This is a genomic window from Delftia sp. Lp-1, assembly GCF_020523835.1.
Lineage (GTDB): Bacteria > Pseudomonadota > Gammaproteobacteria > Burkholderiales > Burkholderiaceae_C > Comamonas > Comamonas acidovorans.
Genome location: NZ_JAJALJ010000001.1, coordinates 3,632,616 through 3,656,257, shown reverse-complemented (window position 1 = coordinate 3,656,257; position 23,642 = coordinate 3,632,616). Strand labels below are relative to the sequence as shown.

Below are 23,642 nucleotides of genomic sequence, written 5' to 3'. Positions count from 1 at the left end.
GCGTTATCAAGGGCGCCATCCTATGCAGCGGGTGTTATTCTGTGAATTGCAACTTTTGGAAGGACTGTTGCGTGCAGCGCATCAAATTCGACATGGGGGAACTGATCGCCTTCGTGACCACGGCCGAGAAAGCCAGCTTTCGCCTGGCCGCAGAAGCGCTTTTCCTGTCGCCGCCTGCCTTGAGCCGGCGGGTGGAGCGGCTGGAGTCCGTGCTGGGCGCGCGGCTGCTGGAGCGCACCACGCGGCGTGTGGAACTGACCGAGGTGGGCCATGAATTCCTGCAGGAGGCGCGCAGGGCCCTGGCCGGCCTGGACGAGGCCGTGCAGCGCGTGGATGACCAGCTGAAGCTGCGCCGTGGCCGCGTGACGGTTGCCTGCGTGCCTTCGGTAGCCACCAATTTGCTGCCGCCAGTGCTGAAGACCTTTGCCGTGGAGCAGCCCGATGTGCAGGTGCATGTCATCGACGAGAGCGCGCAGCAGGTGGTGGAGGCCGTGCTGCGCGGGGATGCTGACTTTGGCCTGAGCTTCACGGGCAGCCAGGAGCCAGCGCTGCGCTTTGAGGCGCTCACGCGCGAACGCTATGTGCTGGCCATGCCGCGCAGCCACGCCTGGGCCGGGCGCAGCCAGGTGGAGTGGGCCGAGCTGGCGGGCAAGCGCCTGGTGTCCGTCTCCCACAAGAGCGGCAACCGCCTGCTGCTGGACCAGGTGATGGCCGGCCTGCCCGAGCAGCCCGTGGCCTGGCACGAGTGCAACCACGTCACAGGCGCCCTGGCCCTGGTGGAAGCCGGCCTGGGCCTGGCCGCCGTGCCCCAGCTGGCCCTGCGCCAGGACCACGCCCAAGTCTGCGGCGTACCCCTGACCGCGCCCGATGTGTGGCGCACGCTGGGCCTGCTGCAAAGGCGTGACCGCGTGCTGGGGCCTGTGGCGCAGGCGTTGCGGGAGTGCCTGGTGCAGGCACACATCCTTCAAGGCTGAGCTGCAGCACGCTTTGCATATGCGGCATATGCGGCATATGCGGCATATGCGGCATATCGGGCCTGCAATGCCGGCTCGTTCCTGGCTTCATTTGGCTGAATCAAGGGCGGCAAGCGCCTGTATGCCGGGATTTGCTGCGCCTATGGTGCTGGCCGTGGCAATTTTTTGCACTTTGGCGCATGAGATTTGACTGTGGGCGCAACGGCATCGCGTGCGGCCCCTGCAAACGCCCACATAACCTGAAAAATCCACAGGCGAGGCGTACGCCGGTCTACCGCTGTGGTTGTATTTGTTTCTGGAATTGCCTTGAATATGATGGACGGGAAATTCAAAATAAAGGAAAGAGTTATCGATTCCCTGAAGAGTATTCCTGGAGGAACTGATGTCGGGCTGTATTTTTTGAAATCCGATGAATGCAAGCCGCTCGGAGCGCCTGACTTAAATTTGAACATGGTTTCTTATAAAATCAAATGAATGATAAAAAATGCATGATTTAAAAAGAATTCGTGGGATGATCATTTGGGTAATACCGTTTTGCATCGGTCTCTTGTTGATGGGGTTGTGGGTTTTAGATGTTGGCTTGATTTCTGCAATAGAGGAAATTTCGGAGAGATCGGCGATGGTAAGAATAACTCCCGGAGCACCTCTGTCAATTTACATCATCATCATTTCAATCATTGTGGCTATTGGTTCAGTGCTTAAAGCCATTCCATGCGGTGCTTCGGTGGCGAAAATTATTGACCGCATTTTTTGCATGAGCAATATATTTGGAGCCTCCTTGATTGCTGTTTGTATTTTCGTGCTTACTCCGCTGCAATACTACGCTATGCCAAAAATGGGTTATGTGCGTTGCAATATCTTGGAAGATCACCCCAATATGTATTTCACTGATTGGGTCAAAAAACCAGAATGGTGCGTGCGTGGAAAAAGTAGGGAGTGGGTCAGGGAGCAGGCCGCGGTTGGCAGATAAGAAGAGGCTCTGAGCAAGCATTCAGTACTGGCCCCAGCAAGACGGGTGCGCTGGAGGCCTATGGCAAGCAGACCCAGGCCGGGTTGCTGATGGGGCTGGAGTACGCCACGGGCGGCAGCATGGCAGTGAGTGGTCGGAAGCTGGTGGTGACCGAGAAGGACGACCAGAGCAAGCTCGACTTGGGCAAGAGCCTGCTGGCCACGGCGTATTCCGATGACAAGGCCGATGGGTAAGAGGGGCGGGATCAAGCTTGAGCATGAGTGTGGCTCATGCATCTGTGAATTAAAACCATTTTACTTCATCGATTCGCATCCATACCATTCGCTCCCATTGTTCGTTTGCATTTGGGAAGCAGTCATGGTCAACACCACACCCTCGGATCGCATGGATGCCCGAGCCGGCTCCCGCGCTGAACTTGGCCATCTCGCGTGAGCGCAGCCATGTCACGTCCGCTCCGTCTGGTCGCCGTTTCCGGTGGACTGCAACGCCCCTCCAAATCTGCCGCCCTGGCAGAGCATCTGGCGGATCTGATCGCCGACGAAGTTCCGTGCGAACAACGCCTGGTGGAACTGGGCCAGCTCGCGCCGCAGCTTGCCGGCGCGGTGTGGCGCTCGCAGTTGCCCGAGAGGGTGGAGCGTGAGCTTGCGGCGGTGGAGCAGGCGGATGTGCTGGTGGTGGCCACACCGGTCTTTCGTGGCGCCTACACCGGGTTGTTCAAGCACTTCTTCGACTTCGTCCACCAGGACGCCTTGATCGACAAGCCCGTGCTGCTGGCGGCCACCGGTGGCAGCGAGCGCCATGCCCTGGTGATCGACCACCAGCTGCGGCCGCTGTTCAGCTTCTTCCAGGCGCGCACCCTGCCGCTGGGCGTCTACGCGACCGACAAGGATTTCGTGGACTACCGCCTGCACGACGAGGACCTGATACAGCGGGCCGCACTGGCGGTGCAACGGGCATTGCCGCTGGTCGAGCTGGTGCACCGCGCCAGGCCCTGCCTGGCCGAGGAAATGGCTGCGGCCTGAATCACCCCACGTTTTTTTATTTCTAAATCAGGTCATTGGATCACCATGAACGCAGAACTGCACTTCAGCCTCAAGAGCATCCGTTTCGATGAGAACTATCACCCATCGGACAGCACGCGCATTACCACCAACTTTGCCAATCTGGCCCGGGGAACGAGCCGGCAACAGAACCTGCGCCACACGCTGAGGATGATTGACAACCGCTTCAATAACCTGGCGCATTGGGACAATCCGACGGGAGACCGCTATTCAGTCGAGCTGGACATCATCTCCGTGGAGATGGGCATGGGTGCGGAGATGGGAAGTGGCGTATTTCCGTTGATCGAGATATTGAAGACCAGCATTCTCGACAGAAAATCGAACAAGCGCATAGCCGGTATCGCAGGGAATAATTTTTCTTCCTACGTGCGTGACTATGACTTCAGCGTTCTGCTGCCGGAGTACAACATCAACCGCCAGGAGTTCAGCACGCCGGACGATTTTGGCGACCTGCATGGCAAGCTGTTCAAGCAATTCGCCCGTTCGAGCACGTACAGGGAGCACTTCAACAAGCCCCCCGTCATCTGCATCAGCGCCTCTACCAGCAAGACCTATCAGCGCACCGGAAACCAGCATCCCGTACTGGGTGCCGAGTATCAGCAAAATGAGTTGTCATCTACGGACCGGTATTTCGGGAAGATGGGGATGCAGGTTCGATTTTTCATGCCGCCCAATAGCGTTGCACCCCTGGCCTTCTATTTTCAGGGCGACCTGCTGGCCGACTACACGAATCTTGAGTTGATCGGCACCATCAGCACCATGGAGACCTTCCAGAAGATTTACCGCCCCGAGATCTACAACGCCAATTGCGCGGCAGGAAAAATCTATCAGCCGACCCTGAAGAACCATGATTACTCGTTGACGCAGATTGTCTATGACCGTGAAGAGCGCAGCCAGCTGGCCGTCAAGCAGGGCAGGTTTGCGCAGGAGCATTTCATCAAGCCGTACAGGAATGTTCTTGAGCAATGGGCTGCCGATTGCGCGCTCTGACCGGCCAGACAGACAGACAGACAGACAGACAGACAGACAGACAGACAGACCATTTTTCATTCATTGCGCAGCGGCTTGGGACAACGGTCCTGAAGCACGCTGGCACCACCCCTCTTTGCCTTGAAGGAATTCTCCGATGTTTGAAACCTCTATCGCCGGCAGCCTGCCCAAGCCAGCCTGGCTGGCCGAAACCAACAAGCTCTGGCCCCAGTGGCAGGCCGAGGGCGATGCGCTTCGCCAGGCCAAGGCCGATGCAACCCTGCTGTGGATCAAGGCCCAGGAAGATGCAGGCCTGGACATCGTGTGCGACGGCGAGCAGTCGCGCCAGCATTTCGTGCATGGCTTTCTGGAGCAGGTGGAGGGCATCGACTTCGACAACAAGGTGAAGATGGGCATCCGCGACAACCGCTACGACGCGATGGTGCCGCAGGTGGTTGCCGCCCTGCGCCTGAAGGGCCGCGTGCATGCCTTCGAGGCGCAACTGGCGCGTGCGCACACCAGGAAGAAGCTGAAGTTCACGCTGCCCGGCCCGATGACCATCGTCGATACCGTGGCGGACCGCTTCTATGGAGACAAGGTCAAGATGGCCTTCGCCTTTGCCGAGCTGCTCAACCAGGAGGCCCTGGCGCTGCAGGCCGACGGCGTGGACATCATCCAGTTCGACGAGCCTGCCTTCAATGTCTACATGAAGGATGCCGCCGACTGGGGCGTGCAGGCGCTGGAGCGCGCAGCGCAGGGCCTGACCTGCACGACGGCCGTGCATATCTGCTACGGCTACGGGATCAAGGCCAATACGGATTGGAAGAGAACGCTGGGCGAGGAATGGCGCCAGTACGAGACGGTGTTTCCCGCGCTGGCCAGGAGCCGCATCGACCAGGTGAGCCTGGAATGCATCCACTCCCATGTGCCGCCCGACCTGATGAGGCTGCTGGCCGGAAAGGACGTGATGGTCGGCGTGATCGACGTGGCCAGCGACGTGGTCGAGACCCCCGAAGAGGTGGCCGACACCATCGGCCGGGCGCTGGAGTTCGTGCCGAAGGAGCGGCTGTTCCCCTGCACGAACTGCGGCCTGGCGCCCATGGGCCGGGACGTGGCGTGGCGCAAGCTGAAGGCGCTGGCAGAAGGCACGAAGCTGGCAAAGGAGCGGCTCGCCAAGGCCTGATGCCCTGCGTGGCCAAGCGCATGGGCAGAACCCTGAGGTGCAAGGGGTGCCAGGGGTTCATGGTTTGCCCTGTATCGGATTCAGGCAACTGTCTGAAGTCAAGACACTGAATCTGTTCAATGGTTGGGCAATCGCTGCCCGTGCTCTGCCCGCGCCCGCCATTGCGCCTGCTTGGCCCGCCTGGGCCTGCCTGGCACAAAGCATGCATGGTCCCTCCCCACAAAAGCAGCGGGCGCCAGCCCAGCCGCCAACCCAAGGAGACAAACCATGCAACGCCGCCCCTTCCTGCATTCCGCCCTCGCACTCTCCGCCATGGCCGCTGCGGCTCCTGCCGCCATGGCCCAGCAGGGCGAGATCCGCATTGCCCACGTCTACAGCAAGACCGGCGCGCTGGAGGCCTATGGCAAGCAGACCCAGGCCGGGCTGCTGATGGGGCTGGAGTACGCCACGGGCGGCAGCATGGCGGTGAATGGCAAAAAGCTGGTGGTGATCGAGAAGGACGACCAGGGCAAGCCCGACCTGGGCAAGAGCCTGCTGGCCACGGCGTATTCCGATGACAAGGCCGATCTGGCCGTGGGGCCCACGTCGTCCGGCGTGGCGCTGGCCATGCTGCCGGTGGCCGAGGAGTACAAGAAGATTTTGCTGGTGGAGCCGGCCGTGGCCGATTCGATCACGGGCGACAAGTGGAACAAGTACATCTTCCGCACGGGCCGCAATTCCAGCCAGGACGCCATCAGCAATGCAGTGGCCATCGACAAGGCGGGCGTGACGATTGCCACGCTGGCCCAGGACAACGCCTTCGGCCGCGACGGGGTGAAGGCCTTCAAGGACGCCATCAAGAAGGGCAAGCTGGCGCATGAGGAGTACCTGCCTGCAGCCACCACGGATTTCACGGCAGGGGCGCAGCGGCTGATCGACAAGCTCAAGGACCAGCCGGGCAGGAAGATCATCTGGATCGTGTGGGCCGGGGCGGGCAATCCGTTCAAGATCGCGGACATGGATCTCAAGCGCTACGGCATCGAGATCGCCACGGGCGGCAACATCCTGCCCGCCATGGCGGCCTACAAGAATCTGCCTGGCATGGAGGGTGCCACGTACTACTACTACGGCATTCCCAAGAACCCGGTGAACGAGGCGCTGGTGTCCATGCACTACAAGCAGTACAAGACGCCGCCGGATTTCTTCACGGCGGGCGGTTTCTCTGCGGCCATGGCCATCGTGACGGCGCTCAAGAAGACAGGTGGAGACACCAAGACCAACGGTCTGATCAAGGCCATGGAGGGCATGAGCTTCGACACGCCCAAGGGCACGATGACCTTCCGCAAGGAAGACCACCAGGCCCTGCAGAGCATGTACCACTTCAAGATCCGCGTGGACCCGGCGCTGGCCTGGGGCGTGCCCGAGCTGGTGCGCGAGATCAAGCCCGAGGAGATGCAGATCCCCATCCGCAACGGCCGCTGAGCAATGTTGCGCACAGAGGATCTGACCATCCGCTTCGGGGGTCATGTGGCAGTCAACGGCGTGAGCTGCTCTTTCGAGCCGGGCACGCTGACGGCCATCGTGGGCCCCAACGGGGCGGGCAAGACCACGTATTTCAACCTGATCTCGGGGCAGCTCAAGGCCACGGCCGGGCGCGTGCTGCTGGGCGGGCGCGAGCTGACGGGGCTGGCCCCTTCGGCGCGCACCCGCGCCGGGCTGGGGCGGGCGTTCCAGCTCACCAATCTGTTCCCTCACCTGAGCGTGCTGGAGAACGTGCGCCTGGCCGTGCAGGCGCGCGACGAGGGCCCGCACCGGCGCGGCCTGAACCTGTGGAGCATCTGGAGCGACCACCGGGCATTGACGCAGCGGGCGCTGCACATCCTCGACCAGGTGGCCCTGTCCGCCCGGCGCGACGAGGCCGTGGCCGCGCTGCCGCATGGCGACCAGCGCAAGCTGGAGGTGGCCTTGCTGATGGCGCTGGAACCCCAGGTCTATATGTTCGACGAGCCCACGGCGGGCATGAGCCATGACGAGGCGCCGGTGATCCTGGACCTGATACGCAAGCTCAAGCAGGACCGCAGCAAGATCATCCTGCTGGTGGAGCACAAGATGGATGTGGTGCGCGAGCTGGCCGACCGCATCATCGTGCTGACCAATGGCACGCTGGTGGCCGATGGGCCACCGGCCGAGGTGATTGCCTCGCCTGTGGTGCAGCAGGCCTACCTGGGTGTGATGCCGGAGCAGGGCGCCGTGAAGGAGGCCGCATGAGCGCTGCCGCCAACCTCAACCCAAACCCCAACCTGCTCGAACTGTCGGGCGTGCACACGCATATCGGGGCCTATCACATCCTGCATGGCGTGGACCTGGCCGTGCCGCGCGGGCAGCTGACCATGCTGCTGGGGCGCAACGGCGCGGGCAAGACGACCACGCTGCGCACCATCATGGGCCTGTGGCGGGCCAGCCAGGGGCGCATCGCCTTTGGCGGGGCCGACATCACGGCCCTGCCCACGCCCGCGATTGCGCGGCTGAACATTGCCTATGTGCCCGAGAACATGGGCATCTTCGCGGACCTGACGGTGCAGGAAAACCTGCTGCTGGCCGCGCGCGGCGCCTCGCGCGCCGACCGCATGGACGCGCAGCGGCTGCAGTGGATCTTCGGCATGTTCCCGGCCGTGGAGAAGTTCTGGAACCACCCGGCCGGCAAGCTGTCGGGCGGGCAAAAGCAGATGGTGGCGGTGGCGCGCGCCATCGTGGAGCCGCGTGATCTGCTGATCGTGGACGAGCCCAGCAAGGGCCTGGCACCGGCCATCATCGAGAACATGATCGCGGCCTTCGCGCAGCTGAAGGCGGGCGGCACGACGATTGTGCTGGTGGAGCAGAACCTGGGTTTTGCGCGCCGCCTGGGCGACCGCGTGGCGGTGATGGACAACGGCCGCGTGGTGCACGCGGGCGGCATGGCCGAGTTCTCGGCAGACGCGGCGTTGCAGCAGTCGCTGCTGGGGCTTTCGCTATGAACAAGCTGGATGTGGATTTCAAGCCGCTGCTGCTGGTGCCCGTGCTGGCCCTGGTGGCGCTGCCGCTGGTGGGCTCGGGCTCGACCTGGCTGACGCTGACGGTGGCGGGGCTGGCCATGGGGATGATCGTGTTCATCATCGCCTCGGGGCTGACGCTGGTGTTCGGGCTGATGGATGTGCTGAACTTCGGCCACGGCGTATTCATCGCGCTGGGCGCCTTCGTGGCCACCAGCGTGCTGGGCGCCATGGGCGACTGGACGGGGTCGGACCAGCTGTGGCGCAACCTGCTGGCCGTGCTGCCGGCCATGGTGGTGGCCATGCTGGTGGCGGGCGCCATCGGGCTGGCGTTCGAGCGCTTCATCGTGCGGCCCGTGTACGGCCAGCATCTCAAGCAGATCCTGATCACCATGGGCGGCATGATCATCGGCGAGGAACTGATCAAGCTCATCTGGGGCCCGCAGCAGATTCCGCTGCCGCTGCCCCAGGGCATGAAGGGCGCCTGGCTGCTGGGCGATGCCGCCGTGGAAAAGTACCGCGTGGTGGCCGTGCTGGTGGGGCTGGCGGTGTTTGCGCTGCTGGCCTGGACGCTGTCGCGCACCAAGATCGGCCTGCTGATCCGCGCGGGCGTGCAGGACCGCGAGATGGTGGAGGCCCTGGGCTACCGCGTGCGCCGCCTGTTCGTGGGCGTGTTCGTGGCGGGCTCGGCCCTGGCCGGGCTGGGCGGGGTGATGTGGGGCATGTACCAGCAGAGCGTGGTGCCGCAGATGGGCGCGCAGGTGAATGTGCTGATCTTCATCGTGATCATCATCGGCGGGCTGGGCAGCACGGGCGGGGCGCTGATCGGCGCGCTGCTGGTGGGGCTGATGGCCAACTACACGGGGTTCCTTGTGCCCAAGGTGGCGCTGTTTTCCAACATTGCGTTGATGGTGGCCATCCTGCTGTGGCGCCCGCAGGGCGTCTATCCCGTCGCGAACCGCTGAAGGAGTGATCGACATGCTCAACCGATTGCTTTCCGGCGACATGCCGCGCAGCCGCGTGCTGGCGGTGCTGCTGCTGTTGATTTTCCTGGGCCTGGCGGCGGCCCCCTTCGTGTTTCCGGGCGTGAAGGCGCTGAACGTGGCAGCCAAGGTGCTGATCTTCGTGGTGCTGGTGGCCAGCTTCGATCTGCTGCTGGGCTACACCGGCATCGTGAGCTTTGCACACACCATGTTCTTCGGCATTGGTGCCTATGGCGTGGCGATTGCATCGTCGCGCATGGGCGCGGGCTGGGGCGCGCTGGCGCTGGGCCTGGGCGCGGCGCTGCTGGTGTCGCTGCTGCTGTCGCTGGCCATCGGCCTGTTCTCGCTGCGCGTGCGGGCCATCTTCTTTGCCATGATCACGCTGGCCGTGGCGGCGGCGTTCCAGACGCTGGCCTCCCAACTGTCGGAATGGACGGGCGGGGAGGACGGGCTGAGCTTCAAGCTGCCCGAGTGGCTGTCGCCCAGCTTCGAGCCCTTCGAGAACGATGTGCTGGGCGTGCTGATCGACGGGCGCATCATCACCTACTACCTGCTGTTCGTGCTGGCTGTGGCGCTGGTGCTGGCGCTGCTGCGTATCGTCAATTCCCCGTTCGGCCGCGTGCTGCAGGCCATCCGCGAGAACGAGTTCCGTGCCGAGGCCATCGGCTACCGCGTGGTGGTGTACCGCACCCTGTCCAGCGTGCTGTCGGCCCTGTTCGCCTGTGTGGCCGGGGCCATGCTGGCGCTGTGGCTGCGCTATAACGGGCCCGATACCTCGCTGTCGTTCGAGATCATGATGGACTGCCTGCTGATCGTGGTGATCGGCGGCATGGGCACCATCTATGGCGCGGCGATCGGCTCGGTGCTGTTCCTCATTGCCCAGAGCTATCTGCAGGACCTGCTGCGCGTGGCCAGCGAGTCGGCCCAGGCGCTTCCCTGGCTGGCCGCGCTGCTGTCGCCCGACCGCTGGCTGCTGTGGTTGGGCTTGCTGTTTGTACTGTCCGTGTATTACTTTCCCACCGGGGTCGTGGGCCGTTTGCGTTCCCCCGCTGCCAAGGCTTGACCAGCCTGTGGCGCATTCGTGCATCAGAGAAATATCAAAAGGAGATGAGCATGTTCAAGCGTGAAGGTGTGGCATTGATGGATGGGCGAGACACAAGGCGGGCGCAGCCCTGGCGCTGGACGGCCACCGCCGTTGCGGCGGCCGCGCTGGCGGCCTGCGGCAGCGGCGAGCGAGATCCCAGCAACGACCTGCCCAAGGGCTTTACCGAGCTGGGTGCCACGGTGTATCCGGCCACGGCCACCGGCACGGGCGCCACGGCGGCCACGCAGGACTTGCTGACGGGCGGCCTGGGCAAGACGGGCCTGGGCGCCGCGGCCGCGCCCCTGTACGCGGACCCTGCCAATCCCACGGCGGCGGAGCTGCGGCGCAATGCGCTGTACTCCAACTACCGGGGCATCCTGGACCCCTCGGCGGGCGGCGGCTACGGCACGCTGTACGGCCCCAACATCACGGCAGACGGGCAGGTGACCACGGGCGAAGGGCTGATCCCCGGGCGCGAGTACCTGGCCGTGCTGGACGACGGCACGGGCCGCAAGCAGACCATGGTGGCGGTGCAGGTGCCGGACAGCTTTGACCGCAACCGGCCCTGCATCGTGCTGGGCCCGTCCTCTGGCTCGCGCGGCGTGTATGGCGCCATCGGCACGGCGGGCGAGTGGGGCCTGAAGAAGGGCTGCGCCGTGGCGCTGACCGATGCGGGCAAGGGCGTGGGCCTGCACAACCTGAGCGACGACACCGTCAACAAGCTGGACGGCACGCGCGCCACGCGCACGGATGCCGGCAGCCTGTCCTTCTTTGCCGCACGGCTGACCGATGCGGCGCGCGCCGCCTACAACGCGGCGTTTCCCAACCGCATTGCCATCAAGCACGCGCACTCCCAGCAGAATCCTGAAAAGGACTGGGGCAACGACACGCTGGCCGCGGCCCGCTATGCGCTGTACGTGCTCAATGCCCGCTATGGCACCACGCAGGACCCCGTGCCCTTCGGCAAGGACAACACGCTGGTGCTGGCGGGCTCGGCCTCCAACGGCGGCGCGGCCGTGCTGCGTGCGGCCGAGCTGGATGCGGACGGCCTGATCGACGGCGTGGTGGCCTCCGAACCCGTGACCGAGATGCCCACGCGCCAGGGCTACACCATTGCCGTGGGCAATGCGACCATGCCCAACCCGGGCCGCACGCTGGCCGAGTACACCACCTACGGCAACATCTACCAGCCCTGCGCGGCGCTGGCCCCCGATGCGGCGCTGACCGAGACATCCATCTTCAACTACATAGGCCTCACCGCCATGACGGCGCGGGCCGAGGCACGCTGCACCAGCCTGGCCGCCAAGGGCCTGGTCATCGGCGCCACCACGGCCGACCGCGCCGCCAATGCGCTGAGCAAGCTGCGCCTGTACGGCTGGACGCGTGACCACGACCGCATGCACAACGCCCACTACGCGCTGGGCAACGGCCCCATCCTGTCGGCCATGTACACCATGGCCTATGGCCGCTTTGGCGTGGATGCCAACCTGTGCCGCACCAGCTTTGCGGCCGCCAATGCCACGGGCGACGTGGTGCCCGCCACGGGGGCTGCGCTGGCCCAGAGCTTTGCCACGGCCAATGGCACGGCCAACGGCACGCCCGCCACGGTGGTCTACAACGACTCGGTGGGCGGGGCCAAGGCCTGGCAGTTTGCCGTGTCGCCCTCCACGCGCGTGGCCGACCTCGGCCTGGACAACGCGCTGTGCCAGCACGCGCTGGTGACGGGCTTCGACCCGGTGACCGGCTTCAATCTCTCCGAAAGCAGCGTGCCCACGCGTGCCCAGAGCGATGCCGTGCGCGCCGGCATCAACGAGGTGCTGCACACCGCCAAGCTGCGCGGCAAGCCCACCATCATCGTGGCGGGCCGCAGCGATGCGCTGGTGCCGGTCAACCACAATGCGCGCGCCTACACGGTGCTCAACCGGGGGCTGGACGGCAGCAACACGCGGCTGCGCTATATCGAGGTGGTGAATGCCCAGCACTTCGATGCCTTCCTGCCGTTCTCCGGCTTCGACACGCGCTTCGTGCCGCTGCATCCGTACTTCAACCAGGCCATGGATGCCGTGTGGGCCAACCTGCGCAGCAGCACCGCGCTGCCCGCCAGCCAGGTGGTGCGCACCACGCCGCGCGGCGGCCAGCCGGGCGCGGCACCCGCCATCACGGCGGCCCAGTTGCCGCCCTTCGTGGCGCGGCCCAGCACGGCCAACACCATCGAGGTCAGTGACGGGCTGATCCGCATCCCTGAGTGAGCCAGGCCCTGGAGCGGCCGGCGGCCAAGGCGGCCGGCCGCTCCTGCACAGCAGAGATTTCTCCCATGGCTTCCAAAGCATCTTCCTCATCCGCGCCCGTACCCGCTTCCTGCTACACGCAATGCGCGGGCTACGAGATCCACTACATGGACTGGCAGCCCGCGCCCGATGTGGCGCCAGCGGGCACCGTCGTCGCCTGGCACGGGCTGGCACGTACGGGGCGCGACATGGATGCACTGGCGCAGTTCCTGGCAGGCCAGGGCTGGCGCGTGATCTGCCCCGACACGCCGGGCCGGGGCCTGAGCCAGTGGAGCCGCGCGCCGCGCGAGGAATACCGGCTGGGCTTCTACGCCCGCATTGCGCGCGGGCTGTTCGATGCGCTGGGGCTGGAGCGCGCGCATTGGGTGGGCACGTCCATGGGCGGGGCGATTGGCACGGTCTGCGCCTCGGGCCTGTTCGAGCCGTCGCTGCGCGCACGCATTGCGACGCTGGTGCTCAATGACAATGCGCCGCAGCTGGCCGAGTCGGCGCTGGCGCGCATCAAGGCCTATGCGGGCCAGCCCCCGGCCTTCGACACCGTGGGCGAGCTGGAGGCCTTCTTTCGCCAGGCCTACCGGCCCTATGGCTGGCTCAGCGATGCCGAGTGGCGCAAGCTCACCGAAACCAGCGTGCGCCGCCTGCCCGATGGGCGCGTCACGCCGCACTACGACCCGGCCATGATCGAGCAGTTCACGGCCCATGACGACGACTACGGCATCTGGCCGCACTACGACGCCCTGCAGATCCCCGTGCTGCTGCTGCGGGGCGTGGACTCGGACCTGGTGCTGCCCGAGGTGGCTCGGGAAATGACCACGCGCGGCCCCGGTGCGCGCGGCCTGCTGCACTGGCAGGAGGTGCCCGGCTGCGGCCATGCGCCGGCGCTGAACGTGCCCGCGCACTGGCAATGGGTGCTGGAGCATCTGCAGCGCGGCTGAGCATCAACCCGGGCCGGGCGCGGATGTTGCTGCCGCGCTAGCATTTGCGACGGGTGCAGCCTCGCCTTCTTTTCGGGTGCGGGCACCGTCTGGGCAAGAGAGGCCTGACATGGGTTTTCTGGTGGAGCTGATCCGCGAGTACGGCTTCGGCATCGTCTTTCTCAATGTGTTCGTCGAGCAGCTGGGTGCGCCGATTCCGGCCTACCCGGTGCTTGTCGTGACCGGGGCGCTGGAAGGCGCTGACTGGGTGCGCCTGCTGTGGCTGGTGGCCGTGGCCGTGAGCGCGGCGCTGATTGCCGACCTGTTCTGGTACCAGGCCGGCAAGGCCTACGGCCACCGGGTGCTGGGGCGCATCTGCCGCATCTCGCTGTCGCCCGATGCCTGCATCCGCCAGACCGAGACCGTCTACGGCCGCTGGGGTGCAAGGTCGCTGCTGGTGGCCAAGTTCGTGCCGGGGTTTGCCTCCATCGCCAGCGCGCTGGCCGGCGTGATGGGCACGCCGCTGCGCAGCTTCGTGCTGTATGACGGGCTGGGCGCGCTGATCTGGGTGGGCTCGGCCGTGTACCTGGGCTCGCTGTTCAGCTCCACGGTGGAAGACCTGCTGGGCGTGCTCACGGCGCTGGGCCAGTGGGGCCTGTTGCTGCTGGGCGTGGCGCTGGGGCTGTTCATCGTGCGCAAGTGGTGGCAGCGCCATCGCATGGTGCGTTCATTGCGCATGCCGCGCATGTCGGTGCGCGAACTGGCGGGCCTGCATGCCCAGGGCATGGAGCCCACGGTGATCGATGTGCGCGCCCTGCCGCAGTACCGCCAGGGCCATATCCCCGGCGCCCAGTCCTGGGAACTGCGCCCGCGCGATGGCGGCGAGTCGCATGCGCACCTGCTGCCCCAGCACGACCATCCCCACGGGCTGGTGATCTACTGCGACTGCCCCAACGAGATATCCGCCGCCCGCCTGGCGCGCCAGCTGCAGCGCGCCGGCTTTGCCAATGTGCGCCCGCTGGTGGGCGGCCTCAAGGCCTGGCAGGCGGCTGGCTTCGACGTGGAAACCGCGCCGCTGCCCGTGACGGCCAGCGCGGACGAGGGGCCGGCGCCCAGCGTGCCCTGACCTTGGCCTTGACCTTGCCTTGACCTACTTGCCCGCCGGCATCGAGCAGTGCCCGCCTTGCGTGGCCTTGCCCGAGCCGGCCGCAATCAGCGGCGCCTCGAAGCGCAGGTCCACGGGGGGCGAGTGCAGGTGGTCCCAGGCCAGGAAGAGGACGAGCACGGCCCAGAAGACCGCGCGCAGGGTGTTTTGCTGTGTCATGGCGGGTCCTGTCAGAAATTGAAGTGGCGGCGGATGCGCAGGCCGAAGATGGTGCCGGCAAACGCCAGCGGCACCCAGATCCAGCCGTGGATGCTGCCCGTGGAGATGCCCGAGAGCATGGCGCCCACATTGCAGCCGAAGGCCAGGCGCGAGCTGTAGCCCAGCACCAGGCCGGCCACCAGGGCCACCATCCATTGCGTGCCCGTGAGCGGCTTGGCATTGACGGGCTTGGCGGCAGCCACCCACAGGGCGCCGCCCAGGATGCCGATGTTGGTGATGCTGGTCACGTCCAGCAGCACGGTCTCGTGCAGGCGCGCGGCGTTGCCGGGCTGGCTCCAGAACCAGTTGCCGGCCAGGTCCACGGCGCCTGTGGCATTGGCGATCTTGGCGGCCCACAGGCCGAAGCCGTAGACCACGCCCCAGGGCTGGCCCGCAATGATGAGGTTGAGCGTGGCCAGCACGGCCAGCAGCACCGCGCCCACCACCCACTTGCGCACGAACAGCGGCTTGGCCGGGCGCTTGAGCGCCACATTGGCGCCACGCACATACCAGGCCACGCCCAGCGCAACCACGGCCAGCGCCGCCAGCGTGGCCAGCAGGGCAGGGGCCCAGCCCCAGGCCGTGACCAGGCCCACGGGCTGGGTGTTGCCCAGGTCCAGCCACCAGCCCAGGTGCAGGCTGCCCAGGAAGCTGCCAATGGCGAACACGGGCAGGATGGCCGCATTCATGGGAATGCCCATGCCGGCCTTGTACAGCGTGCCGCTGCCGCAACCGTCCGCGATCTGCATGCACAGGCCGAAGACGAAGGCGCCCACCAGCAGGCTGATGCTGGGCGGGCCCAGGGCGGCCGTGAGTTCAGGATAGTGGCCCAGCAGCGGCATGGCCAGCGCGGCGGCCAGCGCCAGCAGCAGCAACTGGCCGAAGACGCCGCTGGCGTCCTTGTCCTCGATCAGCATGCGCCAGCCCGTGGTGAAGCCGAAGCGCTTGCCGGCCAGCACCGCGCCCAGGCCCAGGCCCACGGCGAACAGCGCGGCCTGGCGCACCGAGACGCTCCACAGCAGCCAGCCAAAGAAAACGGCCAGGATGGCCGCAAGAGGAAGTCGTTTCATATCATTTTTCTCCATGGCGCGGCACTTTGCTACCGGCACACTCCAAAGCCAGAGACGCCGGGCAAGAGCCGCCTCGCGGCGGGTGCGCCCAGCCGATGGCGTCGTCCCCCTTCAAGGGGGAAGGCGCAAAGCGCCTCAGGGGGTGTTTACTTGAACTTTTTTTCCCACCACTGCTTGGCGTCGTAGGCCAGGGATTCGGCGCGGCCGGGCTGGTTGGCCATGGGCGGCGCATCGGCCTGCTGCGTCCAGTCCACCATGGAGCCCGCATACAGCTTGACGCCCGGCAGGCCCGCGACTTCGGACAGGCCGAACCAGTCGGTGGCTGCCCAGTGGCCGGTGTTGCAGAAGGCCACCATGTCCTGGCCCTGCTCGCGCTTGACCTTGGCCGCGATCTGCTTGGCCGTGGCTGTATCGACAAAGGTGGAGGTGCCGGGCACGAACCACTGGTTGAAGTCCAGCTGCTGCGCGCCGGGCAGGGTGCCCGAGAGCTTGGCGGCGGGCGCGCGCGTCTTGCCTTGGTAGAAGGCGTCGGGGCGCGAGTCCACCAGGGCGGCGTTGCTGAGCTTGACGTGCTGGCCCACGTCCTCGCGCGTGGCGATCAGGCTGGTGTCGAGCTGGGGCTGGTAGCTGCTGCGGGCCACTTTGACGGCCTCGTTGTCCTGCGGGAGCTTTTGCTCGTTCCAGGCCTTCATGCCGCCGTTGAGCACGGACAGCTCCTTGAGGCCCAGCAGCTTGAGCGTCCAGTACACGCGCGCTGCCGCGCCGAAGTCGGTGGCGTCCGCGCCCGTGGAGACCACGATGGCGTGGGTGGCCGGCGTCAGCCCCAGGGACTGCACGAGTTCGGTGAGCTTGGGCAGCTCGGGCAGTTCACCGGGGTTGGTCGCGGGGCCGCGCCATTTGCCGTAGGGGGCGTTGAGCGCGCCGGGAATGTGGCGCTCGCCATAGGCCTTGGGATCGCGGATGTCGATGATGCGCACGGCGTCCTGGCCGGCGGCTGCCTGCACGCCGGCAGGGGTGAGCAGGGGCTCGGCGGCGTGGGCCGTGCCGATGGCGGTGCAGGCAAGGCCCAGCGCCAGCAGCGGGGCCGCCAGGCGCAGAGCGGGGGAAAAGGTCTTGGTCATGATGGCTGGGGCCGGTCATGGAAGACCGGCGGAACAAGCAACTGGAGTGCAATTGTCCCGCTTGCAGCATCTATATACAAAGACGCTTATGCATTCTGCTCATGAGGCAGGGTTATATGGCGCAGTGCAGAAGATGCAGAACGGCCTCAGCGCTGTGCGCCCACGGCCTTGGCGCGCTCCAGGCTGGCGTCCAGTTCGGCCTGCGGCGCCTTCTGCGTGGGCCAGCCCTGCATATGCTGCTGGGCGATGCGGCTCAGCGCCGTGATCCAGGGCGCGCTGTCGTTGAGGCAGGCAATGAACTCGAACTGCTCGCCACCGGCATGCATGAAGGCCTCGCGCGCTTCCTGGCTGATTTCCTCCAGCGTTTCCAGGCAGTCGCTGGTGAAGCCGGGGCAGACCACGTCCACCCGTTTGGTGCCGCTGCGTGCCAACTCGATCAGCGAAGGCTCGGTATAGGGCTCCAGCCATTTGGCCTTGCCAAAGCGCGACTGGAAGGTCACCAGGTATTGCGAGGGCGACAGGCCCAGGCGCTCGGCCAGCAGGCGGGCGGTCTTGCGCGATTCGCAGTGGTAGGGGTCGCCCAGGTGCAGCGTGCGCTCGGGCACGCCATGAAAGCTCATGACCAGCTTTTCGCCACGGCCGTTGCCGCGCCAGTGGGCCTCGATGCGCTGGGCCAGCGCGTCGATGTAGGAAGCGTCGTCGTGGTAGCGGTTGACGAAGCGCAGCTCGGGAATATGGCGCTGGGTGCGGGCCCAGTCGTAGACCGCGTCGAACACGCTGGCCGTGGTCGTGCCCGAGTACTGCGGGTACAGCGGCAGGATGAGGATGCGCGTGGCGCCCTCGGCCTTGAGGGCATCGAGCACGCTGGGGATGGAGGGGTTGCCGTAGCGCATGGCATGGCGCACCAGCACGTTGTGCCCGGCCTCGCCCAGCCAGCCGCGCAGCAGCAGGGCCTGGCGCGCGCTCCAGTGCTGCAGGGGGGAGCCGTCCTTCTCATGCCAGACGGTGGCGTACTTGGCCGCTGACTTGGCCGGCCGCGTGCGCAGGATGATGCCGTGCAGGATGGGCAGCCAGGCAATCCTGGGGATCTCGACCACGCGGTCGTCGCCCAGGAACTGCGCCAGGTAGCGGCGCACGGCCGGAGCCGTGGGCGCATCGGGCGTTCCAAGGTTGCACAGCAGCACGGCGGTGCGCTGGGGTTGGTCGTGGCGGAATGGAGGTTCTGGCGCGAAGCGGGAAGGCATGGGGCCGATTGTGGCAGGACGGAGCCGCCTGCCACGCGAGTCGGATGACCCGGCTGCTGCCGGCAACGGCTGCCTTCGCTATGCTCGAACCATGTCCCAAGCCACCATCGCCCCCCTCGCCGAATCCTCTCTTGACCCTGCATTGGCCGCCTTGCAGCAGCTGCGCCGCAGCGGCCGCATCCGCGCCATTTCCATCGACCTGGACGACACGCTGTGGCCCGTATGGCCAGCCATCTCGCGCGCCGAACAGGTGCTGCTGGACTGGCTGCACGCCCATGCGCCCACCACGGCCGCAGCGCTGCGCGACGTGGCCACCCTGCGCGCCATCCGCGTGCAGATCGAGCGCGATCGTCCCGACCTGGCCCATGACCTGAGCGGCCTGCGTCGCGAGTCCATCCGCCTGGCGCTGCAGCGCAATGGCGACGACGGCGCGCTGGCCGAGCCGGCCTTCGATCTTTTCTTTGCCGAGCGCCAGCGCGTGGACCTGTACGAGGACGCGCTGCCCGCCCTGCAGTTCCTGGCTGCGCGCTGGCCCGTGGTGGCCTTGAGCAATGGCAACGCCAGCGTGCATGTGGTGGGCATCGGCGAGCATTTCCATGCCGCGCTGAGCGCCAGCAAGGCCGGCATGGCCAAGCCCGATGTGCGCTTTTTCCACGCGGCGGCGGCAGCGGCAGGCGTGGCGCCTGACGAGGTGCTGCACATTGGCGACGACGCGCGACTCGACGCGCTGGGCGCCATGGATGCGGGTATGCACGCAGTCTGGCTCAACCGCACGGGCGTAGCATGGCCTCACGAGGGGTCCACGCCCCACGTCACGGTGGCCAGCCTTGCGCAGTTGTGCCAGGGGCTGGCTGACAGCTGACCCTGCCTGCCCGCGAAGCCGCGCCATGCCATGCCCACCAGCCACAGCACCGCTTTCTTCCACACCCCCGTCCTCCCCGCCGTGCGCAGCATCGGCTGGAAACACCCCCTGAGCTGGCTGGCGCGTGGCGCGCGCGACATGGCCAGGGCACCCTGGCTGAGCCTGGCACATGGCCTGGTCTTGACCTTGATCGGGTTTTTGATCTTGACGCTGGGGCACAATCGCTTTTGGCTGATGGCCGGGGCCCTGTCGGGGTTCCTGATCGTCGGCCCTGTCGTGGCAACCAGCCTCTACGCCATCAGCCGTGCGCTGGAGCGTGGCGAGCGCGCCGACCTGTCCCTGGTGCGCAGCACCTGGATGCGCTGGCAAAGCGGCCACGCGTCCAAGGCCGAGGGGCAGGGCGGCTACTGGTGCCTGGTGCAGTTCGGGCTGCTGCTGTCGCTGGCGGCCACGGGCTGGGTGCTGGTGTCGGCCTCGCTGATCACGGTGCTCTCGCCCGTGCGCATCGCCACTCCGGCGGATTTCGTGCAGCACGTGGTGCTGGCCCGCGACGGGCAGTTGTTTGCGATATGGCTGGCGCTGGGCAGTTTTCTGGCAGCGCCTATTTTTGCGTCCAGCGTGGTGGCCATGCCGCTGATGCTGGACAGGCGGGTGACGGTGCGCCAGGCCGTGCTGACCAGTTGGTTGGCCGTGCTGGCCAACCCTGTGCCTCTGGCACTGTGGGCCGCCCTCATTGTGTTGTTGACCCTGCTGGGCCTGGGCAGCTGGCTGCTGGGACTGGTGGCCGTGATGCCCCTGCTGGGGCACGCGAGCTGGCACGCGTACCGCGATCTGGTCGATGCGTCGGCCTTCCCGGCGCGTTGAGCCGGGCGGGCCCGGACCGGCCGGGCCTGCAGGGGAGGATGTAGGACGGTGTTGTCGTGATATTCGGGTATACAGAAGAACAGATCGCCCATTTCTTCCTCACCTATGGCGTGGGGGCCTTCATCCTCTTCATGGTGTTCATCATCCTGCAGCTGGCGCGCCAGTCCAAGGCAGGAAAGTTCGGCACCTTCGTGATCTTCCTGGGCCTGGGCGTGGGCTTTGTCGGCTACATCGCCAAGATCGTCATCCAGTGGTGGATGGAGAGATGATCGTCACCCCCTGAGCCGCTGCGCGGCTTCCCCCTCTCTCGCTTCGCGGGAGGGGGACGACACCCTCGCGGCGGGGCGGCCCTTGCTCGGTGTCCCAGGCTTTGGGCTGCGTCGGGTTTTTGTGCCCTGCTCAGCGCGCCTATCTTGCTGGCCTGCCTGCTCCTTGCTGCGCCTCTATTCCGCCTTGGCCCCCGCAGCCTTGATCACCGGGTCCCAGCGCTTGATTTCTGCGGCGGTGTGCTGGCGCAGGGCGTCGGGGGTGAGGCGGTCTGCGGGCGGGATGATGACGCTCATGTCCGTGAAGCGCTTGACCAGGGCGGGTTCGGCCAGGGCGGTACGCAGGGATTTGTTGAGGCGCTCGATGACAGCTTGGGGCGTGCCTCGCGGGGCGTAGAGACCGTGCCATACGGCAAGCTCGAAGCCGGGCTGGCCTGCCTGCGCGAAGGTGGGCACATCGGGCAGGGAGGGCAGGCGTTCGCGCGTGGCGACGGCGTAGCCCTTGAGCATGCCCGCCTGTATGTGCGGGCCGGTGGCCACGGGCTGGTCGCAGATGACATCGACATTGCCTGCCACCAGGTCCTGCAGGGCCGGGCCCGTGCCACGGTAGGGCACCAGGGTGGCCTCGGTGGAGGTGGTCTGCAGCAGCAGCATGGCGCACAGGTGGGAGGTGGCGCCTACGCCGGCATGCGAGAAGCGCACTTCGCCCGGTTTGGCCTTCATGTGGGCGATGAAGTCCGCCAGCGTGGCGGGCGCAAAGCCTTTGCTGCGCACCAGGATCATGGGCACGTCGCCTGCCAGCGCGATGGGTTCCAGGTCGCGCCTCACATCGAAAGCGAGCTTGCTGTAGAGCGCGGGCGCAGTGGCAATGCCCATGTTGTGCAGCAGCAGGGTGTGGCCGTCGGCCTGGGCACGTGTGACGCGGCTGGTGCCGATGGTGCCACCGGCGCCGCCCAGGTTCTCGACGATGACCTGCTGGCCCAGGTCGCGCGTCATGGCTTCGGCCAGCACGCGGGCCAGCACGTCGGTGGAGCCTCCGGCCGCGTAGGGAACGACGATGGTGACGGGCTTGTTGGGGAAGGCCTGGGCGGCAAGGCTGGCCGCTGCCAGCGCGGCGGCGAGAAGGGTCTGGGCGAGGGGATTGCGGATGAGGGGGCGCATGGGTTTGTCTCCTGGAGGCGCGTGCAGGGGCCGCCGGCTCTGTGCGGCCGGTTGTCGGTGGCGTGTTTGGTGGCGTGGGGCAGGAAGGCAAGGGCCGCATGCGGCCCTTGACGACGGCGAGACGGCGCAGGCTCAGGCCGGGGCCACGTACCTGTACAGCTCGGTGTGGTCGGCGGCGGGTCCCAGGGACTTGGAAGCCTCGGCCGCCATGGCGCTGACCTGTTCGGCCAATGCCATGGGCGTGTGCATGGCCTGGCCCAGCGACAGGGCGATGCCCACGTCCTTGGCCTGCAGCGCCAGCGAGAAGCCCGAGTTGAAGGCGCCGTTCAGCATGAACTGGTGGGCCTTGTTTTCGGTGGTGTTGTTCTTGCCGGTGGAGGCATTGATCACGTCCACGATGGTGGCCGGCGCAATGCCGAAGGCCGCGCCTGCATGGATGGCCTCGGCCGTGGCGATGAGGGCCGCTGCCGAGACATAGTTGTTCAGCGCCTTGAGCGCATGGCCTGCGCCCACGGGACCGACATGGGTGATGGCCTGGCCCATGCGTTGCAGCAAGGGCAGGTGCTGGGCGAGCAGGTCCGCATCGCCACCGACCATGATGGACAGCGTGCCCGCAATGGCGCGCTTGACGCCGCCGGAGACCGGCGCATCCAGCAGCCCGATGCCGCGCTCGCCCAGCAGGCCGGCCAGTGCCCGCGTGCGGTTGGGGTCGGCCGAGCTCATGTCGATGATGCAGGCGCCGGGCGGCAGGTGCGGTGCCAGTTCGCCGACCACGGCATCGACGATGCGGGAGTCGGGCAGCATGGTGAAGACCACGCTGCAGCCGGCAAAGTCGGCCGCGCCGGATGCCACGGCCACGCCCGCATGCTCCTGCGCGAATCGTGCTGTGGCGGCGGGCACGGCGTCCCGGATGACCAGGGCGTGCCCTGCGGCGTGCAGCAGGTGGGCCATGGGCTGGCCCATCATTCCGAGGCCGATGAATCCTATGGTGGTCATGCTGCGTGCCTCAGATATCCATCTCTTTGAAGACTTCCGAAGCCACGCGGAAGGAGTCGATGGCGGCCGGCACGCCGCAGTAGATGGCGGTCTGCAGGAAGACCTCCTTGACCTCTTCCTTGGTCAGGCCGTTGTTGATGGCGCCGCGCACATGCAGCTTGAGTTCATGCGGGCGGTTCAGCGCCGTGATCATGGCCAGGTTCAGGAAGGAGCGCGTCCTGCGGTCCAGGCCCGGGCGGTTCCAGACATCGCCCCAGCAGTACTGGGTGACCAGTTCCTGCATGTCGATGTTGAAGTCCGTGGCGTTCTGGATGGACGCATCGACATACTCGGCGCCCAGCACCTCGCGGCGCGTGGACAGGCCCTGGTCGAAGAGGGCAGGGTTCTTGGGTGCATAGGCTCGGGTCATGAAAACTCCTGATGGAAGGCGGTGAAGATGTCTTTCGGTGGAGTGGATTTAATCAGATTGTCAGACAATCCTACTTGATGAAAATCGGGATTGCCTGCCGGGCCAGGTGTGTGTATGACAATCCGTCAGTCCGTCCGGCCCCTGGATTGGCGGGTAGGATTCGTCCCATGAACCAGATGCTGCGTGTCCCCCGCGAAGAAACGTCGCTGCGCCTGCGCACGACGCAGACCCTGCGCACGGCCATCCTCGATGGCGTGTTTGCGCCGGGCCAGAAGCTGTCCGAGCGCGAGCTGTGCGAGAGCCTTGATGTGAGCCGTTCGTGCCTGCGCGAGTCGCTGCAGCACCTGCAGGCCGAGGGGCTGATCACCATCGTTCCGCACCGCGGCCCCGAGGTCACGGACATCTCGGTGCAGGAAGTGCGCGATATCTACGAGGTGCGGGCCAGCCTGGAGGGGCTGGCCAGCCGGGGCTTTGCGCTGCATGCCTCGGCAGGCCAGCGCGCCGCGCTGCGCGCCAAGCTTGGCGAGCTGGCCGTGCCCGCCGTGGCCAGCGACAAGGTGGCCCTGCTGGCGATCAAGAACCAGTTCTACGACATCCTGATCGAGGGCTGCGGCAATCTGGTGGCCGGCCAGATGCTGCGGCAGCTGAACAACCGCGTGACGGTGCTGCGGCGCATCTCCATGTCCCAGCCCGGGCGCCTGCCGCAGACGCTGGCCGAGCTGGATGCCATCGTGGCGGCAATAGAGCAGGGCGATGCGGACCAGGCCGCGCGCCTGAGCGCCGAGCATGTGCAAAAGGCCAGCCAGGGCGTGTTGCGCGCCATGGCCGAGAAGGCTGGCCCGGCCAGCTGAT

At 66.2% G+C, this 23,642-nt stretch carries 24 protein-coding genes and 1 pseudogene; 18 read left to right on the top strand and 7 right to left on the bottom strand.

Annotated elements, in window-relative coordinates; translation table 11 throughout:
- Positions 1-71 precede the first annotated feature (71 nt).
- The 14 genes and pseudogenes from LGR64_RS16550 (at position 72) to LGR64_RS16485 (ending at position 14,560) form a co-directional block, all read left to right on the top strand.
- Entirely contained in the window at positions 72-974 is a 903-nt protein-coding gene (locus LGR64_RS16550) for a LysR family transcriptional regulator (RefSeq protein ID WP_141834044.1), read from the top strand.
- Positions 975-1,458: 484 nt separating this feature from the next.
- The gene (locus LGR64_RS16545) at positions 1,459-1,944 is read left to right on the top strand and encodes a hypothetical protein (protein WP_224986483.1); all 486 of its coding nucleotides are present in this window, start codon (positions 1,459-1,461) and stop codon (positions 1,942-1,944) included.
- Positions 1,945-1,979: 35 nt separating this feature from the next.
- Positions 1,980-2,171: pseudogene (locus LGR64_RS16540) on the top strand (ABC transporter permease); the annotation flags it as partial.
- 213 nt (positions 2,172-2,384) lie between these two features.
- Positions 2,385-2,966 carry an FMN reductase gene (gene msuE / locus LGR64_RS16535; protein WP_230356119.1) on the top strand — a complete coding sequence of 194 codons (582 nt, stop codon included), beginning with the start codon at positions 2,385-2,387 and terminating at the stop codon, positions 2,964-2,966.
- A 45-nt stretch (positions 2,967-3,011) separates the two neighbouring features.
- Positions 3,012-3,995 (top strand): DUF1852 domain-containing protein, encoded by a 984-nt coding sequence (locus LGR64_RS16530; protein ID WP_141834038.1) that lies wholly within the window; start codon positions 3,012-3,014, stop codon positions 3,993-3,995.
- 136 nt (positions 3,996-4,131) lie between these two features.
- The gene (locus tag LGR64_RS16525; protein WP_141834035.1) at positions 4,132-5,157 is read left to right on the top strand and encodes a methionine synthase; all 1,026 of its coding nucleotides are present in this window, start codon (positions 4,132-4,134) and stop codon (positions 5,155-5,157) included.
- 267 nt (positions 5,158-5,424) lie between these two features.
- The gene (locus LGR64_RS16520; RefSeq protein ID WP_141834032.1) at positions 5,425-6,618 is read left to right on the top strand and encodes a substrate-binding domain-containing protein; all 1,194 of its coding nucleotides are present in this window, start codon (positions 5,425-5,427) and stop codon (positions 6,616-6,618) included.
- Between the two features lie 3 nt (positions 6,619-6,621).
- Positions 6,622-7,404 (top strand): ABC transporter ATP-binding protein, encoded by a 783-nt coding sequence (locus tag LGR64_RS16515; RefSeq protein ID WP_099734193.1) that lies wholly within the window; start codon positions 6,622-6,624, stop codon positions 7,402-7,404.
- Positions 7,401-8,150, top strand: coding sequence for a branched-chain amino acid ABC transporter ATP-binding protein (locus LGR64_RS16510; RefSeq protein ID WP_016454051.1), 750 nt, complete (start codon positions 7,401-7,403; stop codon positions 8,148-8,150). The genes LGR64_RS16515 and LGR64_RS16510 overlap by 4 nt, the downstream gene beginning before the upstream one ends.
- Positions 8,147-9,130, top strand: coding sequence for a branched-chain amino acid ABC transporter permease (locus tag LGR64_RS16505; protein ID WP_141834029.1), 984 nt, complete (start codon positions 8,147-8,149; stop codon positions 9,128-9,130). The genes LGR64_RS16510 and LGR64_RS16505 overlap by 4 nt, the downstream gene beginning before the upstream one ends.
- A gap of 13 nt (positions 9,131-9,143) precedes the next feature.
- Complete coding sequence (locus tag LGR64_RS16500) at positions 9,144-10,211, top strand: branched-chain amino acid ABC transporter permease (protein ID WP_141834026.1); 1,068 nt, start codon at positions 9,144-9,146, stop codon at positions 10,209-10,211.
- A gap of 77 nt (positions 10,212-10,288) precedes the next feature.
- Positions 10,289-12,481: a D-(-)-3-hydroxybutyrate oligomer hydrolase gene (locus LGR64_RS16495; protein WP_230356206.1), complete on the top strand. Its 2,193-nt coding sequence runs from the start codon at positions 10,289-10,291 to the stop codon at positions 12,479-12,481.
- Positions 12,482-12,546: 65 nt separating this feature from the next.
- Positions 12,547-13,455 carry an alpha/beta fold hydrolase gene (locus LGR64_RS16490; protein ID WP_230356117.1) on the top strand — a complete coding sequence of 303 codons (909 nt, stop codon included), beginning with the start codon at positions 12,547-12,549 and terminating at the stop codon, positions 13,453-13,455.
- A 109-nt stretch (positions 13,456-13,564) separates the two neighbouring features.
- A complete protein-coding gene (locus tag LGR64_RS16485; protein ID WP_012204475.1) occupies positions 13,565-14,560 on the top strand; it encodes a rhodanese-like domain-containing protein in 996 nt (331 codons plus the stop codon).
- 24 nt (positions 14,561-14,584) lie between these two features.
- Here the strand turns inward: LGR64_RS16485 and LGR64_RS16480 are convergent, their stop codons facing one another.
- The 4 genes from LGR64_RS16480 to hemH form a co-directional block, all read right to left on the bottom strand.
- Positions 14,585-14,758, bottom strand: a complete 174-nt coding sequence (locus LGR64_RS16480; protein WP_012204476.1) for a hypothetical protein — start codon at positions 14,756-14,758, stop codon at positions 14,585-14,587.
- A gap of 11 nt (positions 14,759-14,769) precedes the next feature.
- Positions 14,770-15,867, bottom strand: a complete 1,098-nt coding sequence (locus LGR64_RS16475) for a YeeE/YedE thiosulfate transporter family protein (RefSeq protein WP_016454056.1) — start codon at positions 15,865-15,867, stop codon at positions 14,770-14,772.
- Positions 15,868-16,013: 146 nt separating this feature from the next.
- Positions 16,014-16,988, bottom strand: coding sequence for a sulfurtransferase (locus tag LGR64_RS16470; protein WP_230356116.1), 975 nt, complete (start codon positions 16,986-16,988; stop codon positions 16,014-16,016).
- Positions 16,989-17,134: 146 nt separating this feature from the next.
- The gene (hemH, locus tag LGR64_RS16465; RefSeq protein WP_141834017.1) at positions 17,135-18,232 is read right to left on the bottom strand and encodes a ferrochelatase; all 1,098 of its coding nucleotides are present in this window, start codon (positions 18,230-18,232) and stop codon (positions 17,135-17,137) included.
- Between the two features lie 91 nt (positions 18,233-18,323).
- On the opposite strand from hemH, the gene LGR64_RS16460 reads away from it, so the two are divergent.
- Genes LGR64_RS16460 through LGR64_RS16450 form a run of 3 tightly spaced genes read left to right on the top strand, consistent with a single transcriptional unit; the run spans position 18,324 to position 20,227 of the window.
- Positions 18,324-19,094 (top strand): HAD family hydrolase, encoded by a 771-nt coding sequence (locus tag LGR64_RS16460; RefSeq protein WP_141834014.1) that lies wholly within the window; start codon positions 18,324-18,326, stop codon positions 19,092-19,094.
- 30 nt (positions 19,095-19,124) lie between these two features.
- Entirely contained in the window at positions 19,125-19,958 is an 834-nt protein-coding gene (locus LGR64_RS16455; protein WP_141834011.1) for a DUF2189 domain-containing protein, read from the top strand.
- Between the two features lie 56 nt (positions 19,959-20,014).
- Complete coding sequence (locus LGR64_RS16450; RefSeq protein ID WP_046240878.1) at positions 20,015-20,227, top strand: DUF2788 domain-containing protein; 213 nt, start codon at positions 20,015-20,017, stop codon at positions 20,225-20,227.
- A 174-nt stretch (positions 20,228-20,401) separates the two neighbouring features.
- On the opposite strand, the gene LGR64_RS16445 is transcribed toward LGR64_RS16450, so the two are convergent.
- The 3 genes from LGR64_RS16445 to LGR64_RS16435 form a co-directional block, all read right to left on the bottom strand.
- Entirely contained in the window at positions 20,402-21,385 is a 984-nt protein-coding gene (locus LGR64_RS16445) for a tripartite tricarboxylate transporter substrate binding protein BugD (protein ID WP_016454061.1), read from the bottom strand.
- Between the two features lie 132 nt (positions 21,386-21,517).
- Complete coding sequence (locus LGR64_RS16440) at positions 21,518-22,381, bottom strand: NAD(P)-dependent oxidoreductase (RefSeq protein WP_141834008.1); 864 nt, start codon at positions 22,379-22,381, stop codon at positions 21,518-21,520.
- 10 nt (positions 22,382-22,391) lie between these two features.
- Positions 22,392-22,790: a carboxymuconolactone decarboxylase family protein gene (locus LGR64_RS16435; protein ID WP_012204485.1), complete on the bottom strand. Its 399-nt coding sequence runs from the start codon at positions 22,788-22,790 to the stop codon at positions 22,392-22,394.
- Between the two features lie 167 nt (positions 22,791-22,957).
- Between LGR64_RS16435 and LGR64_RS16430 the strand changes: the two genes are divergently transcribed.
- Positions 22,958-23,641: a GntR family transcriptional regulator gene (locus tag LGR64_RS16430; RefSeq protein ID WP_012204486.1), complete on the top strand. Its 684-nt coding sequence runs from the start codon at positions 22,958-22,960 to the stop codon at positions 23,639-23,641.
- Position 23,642: the final 1 nt, after the last annotated feature.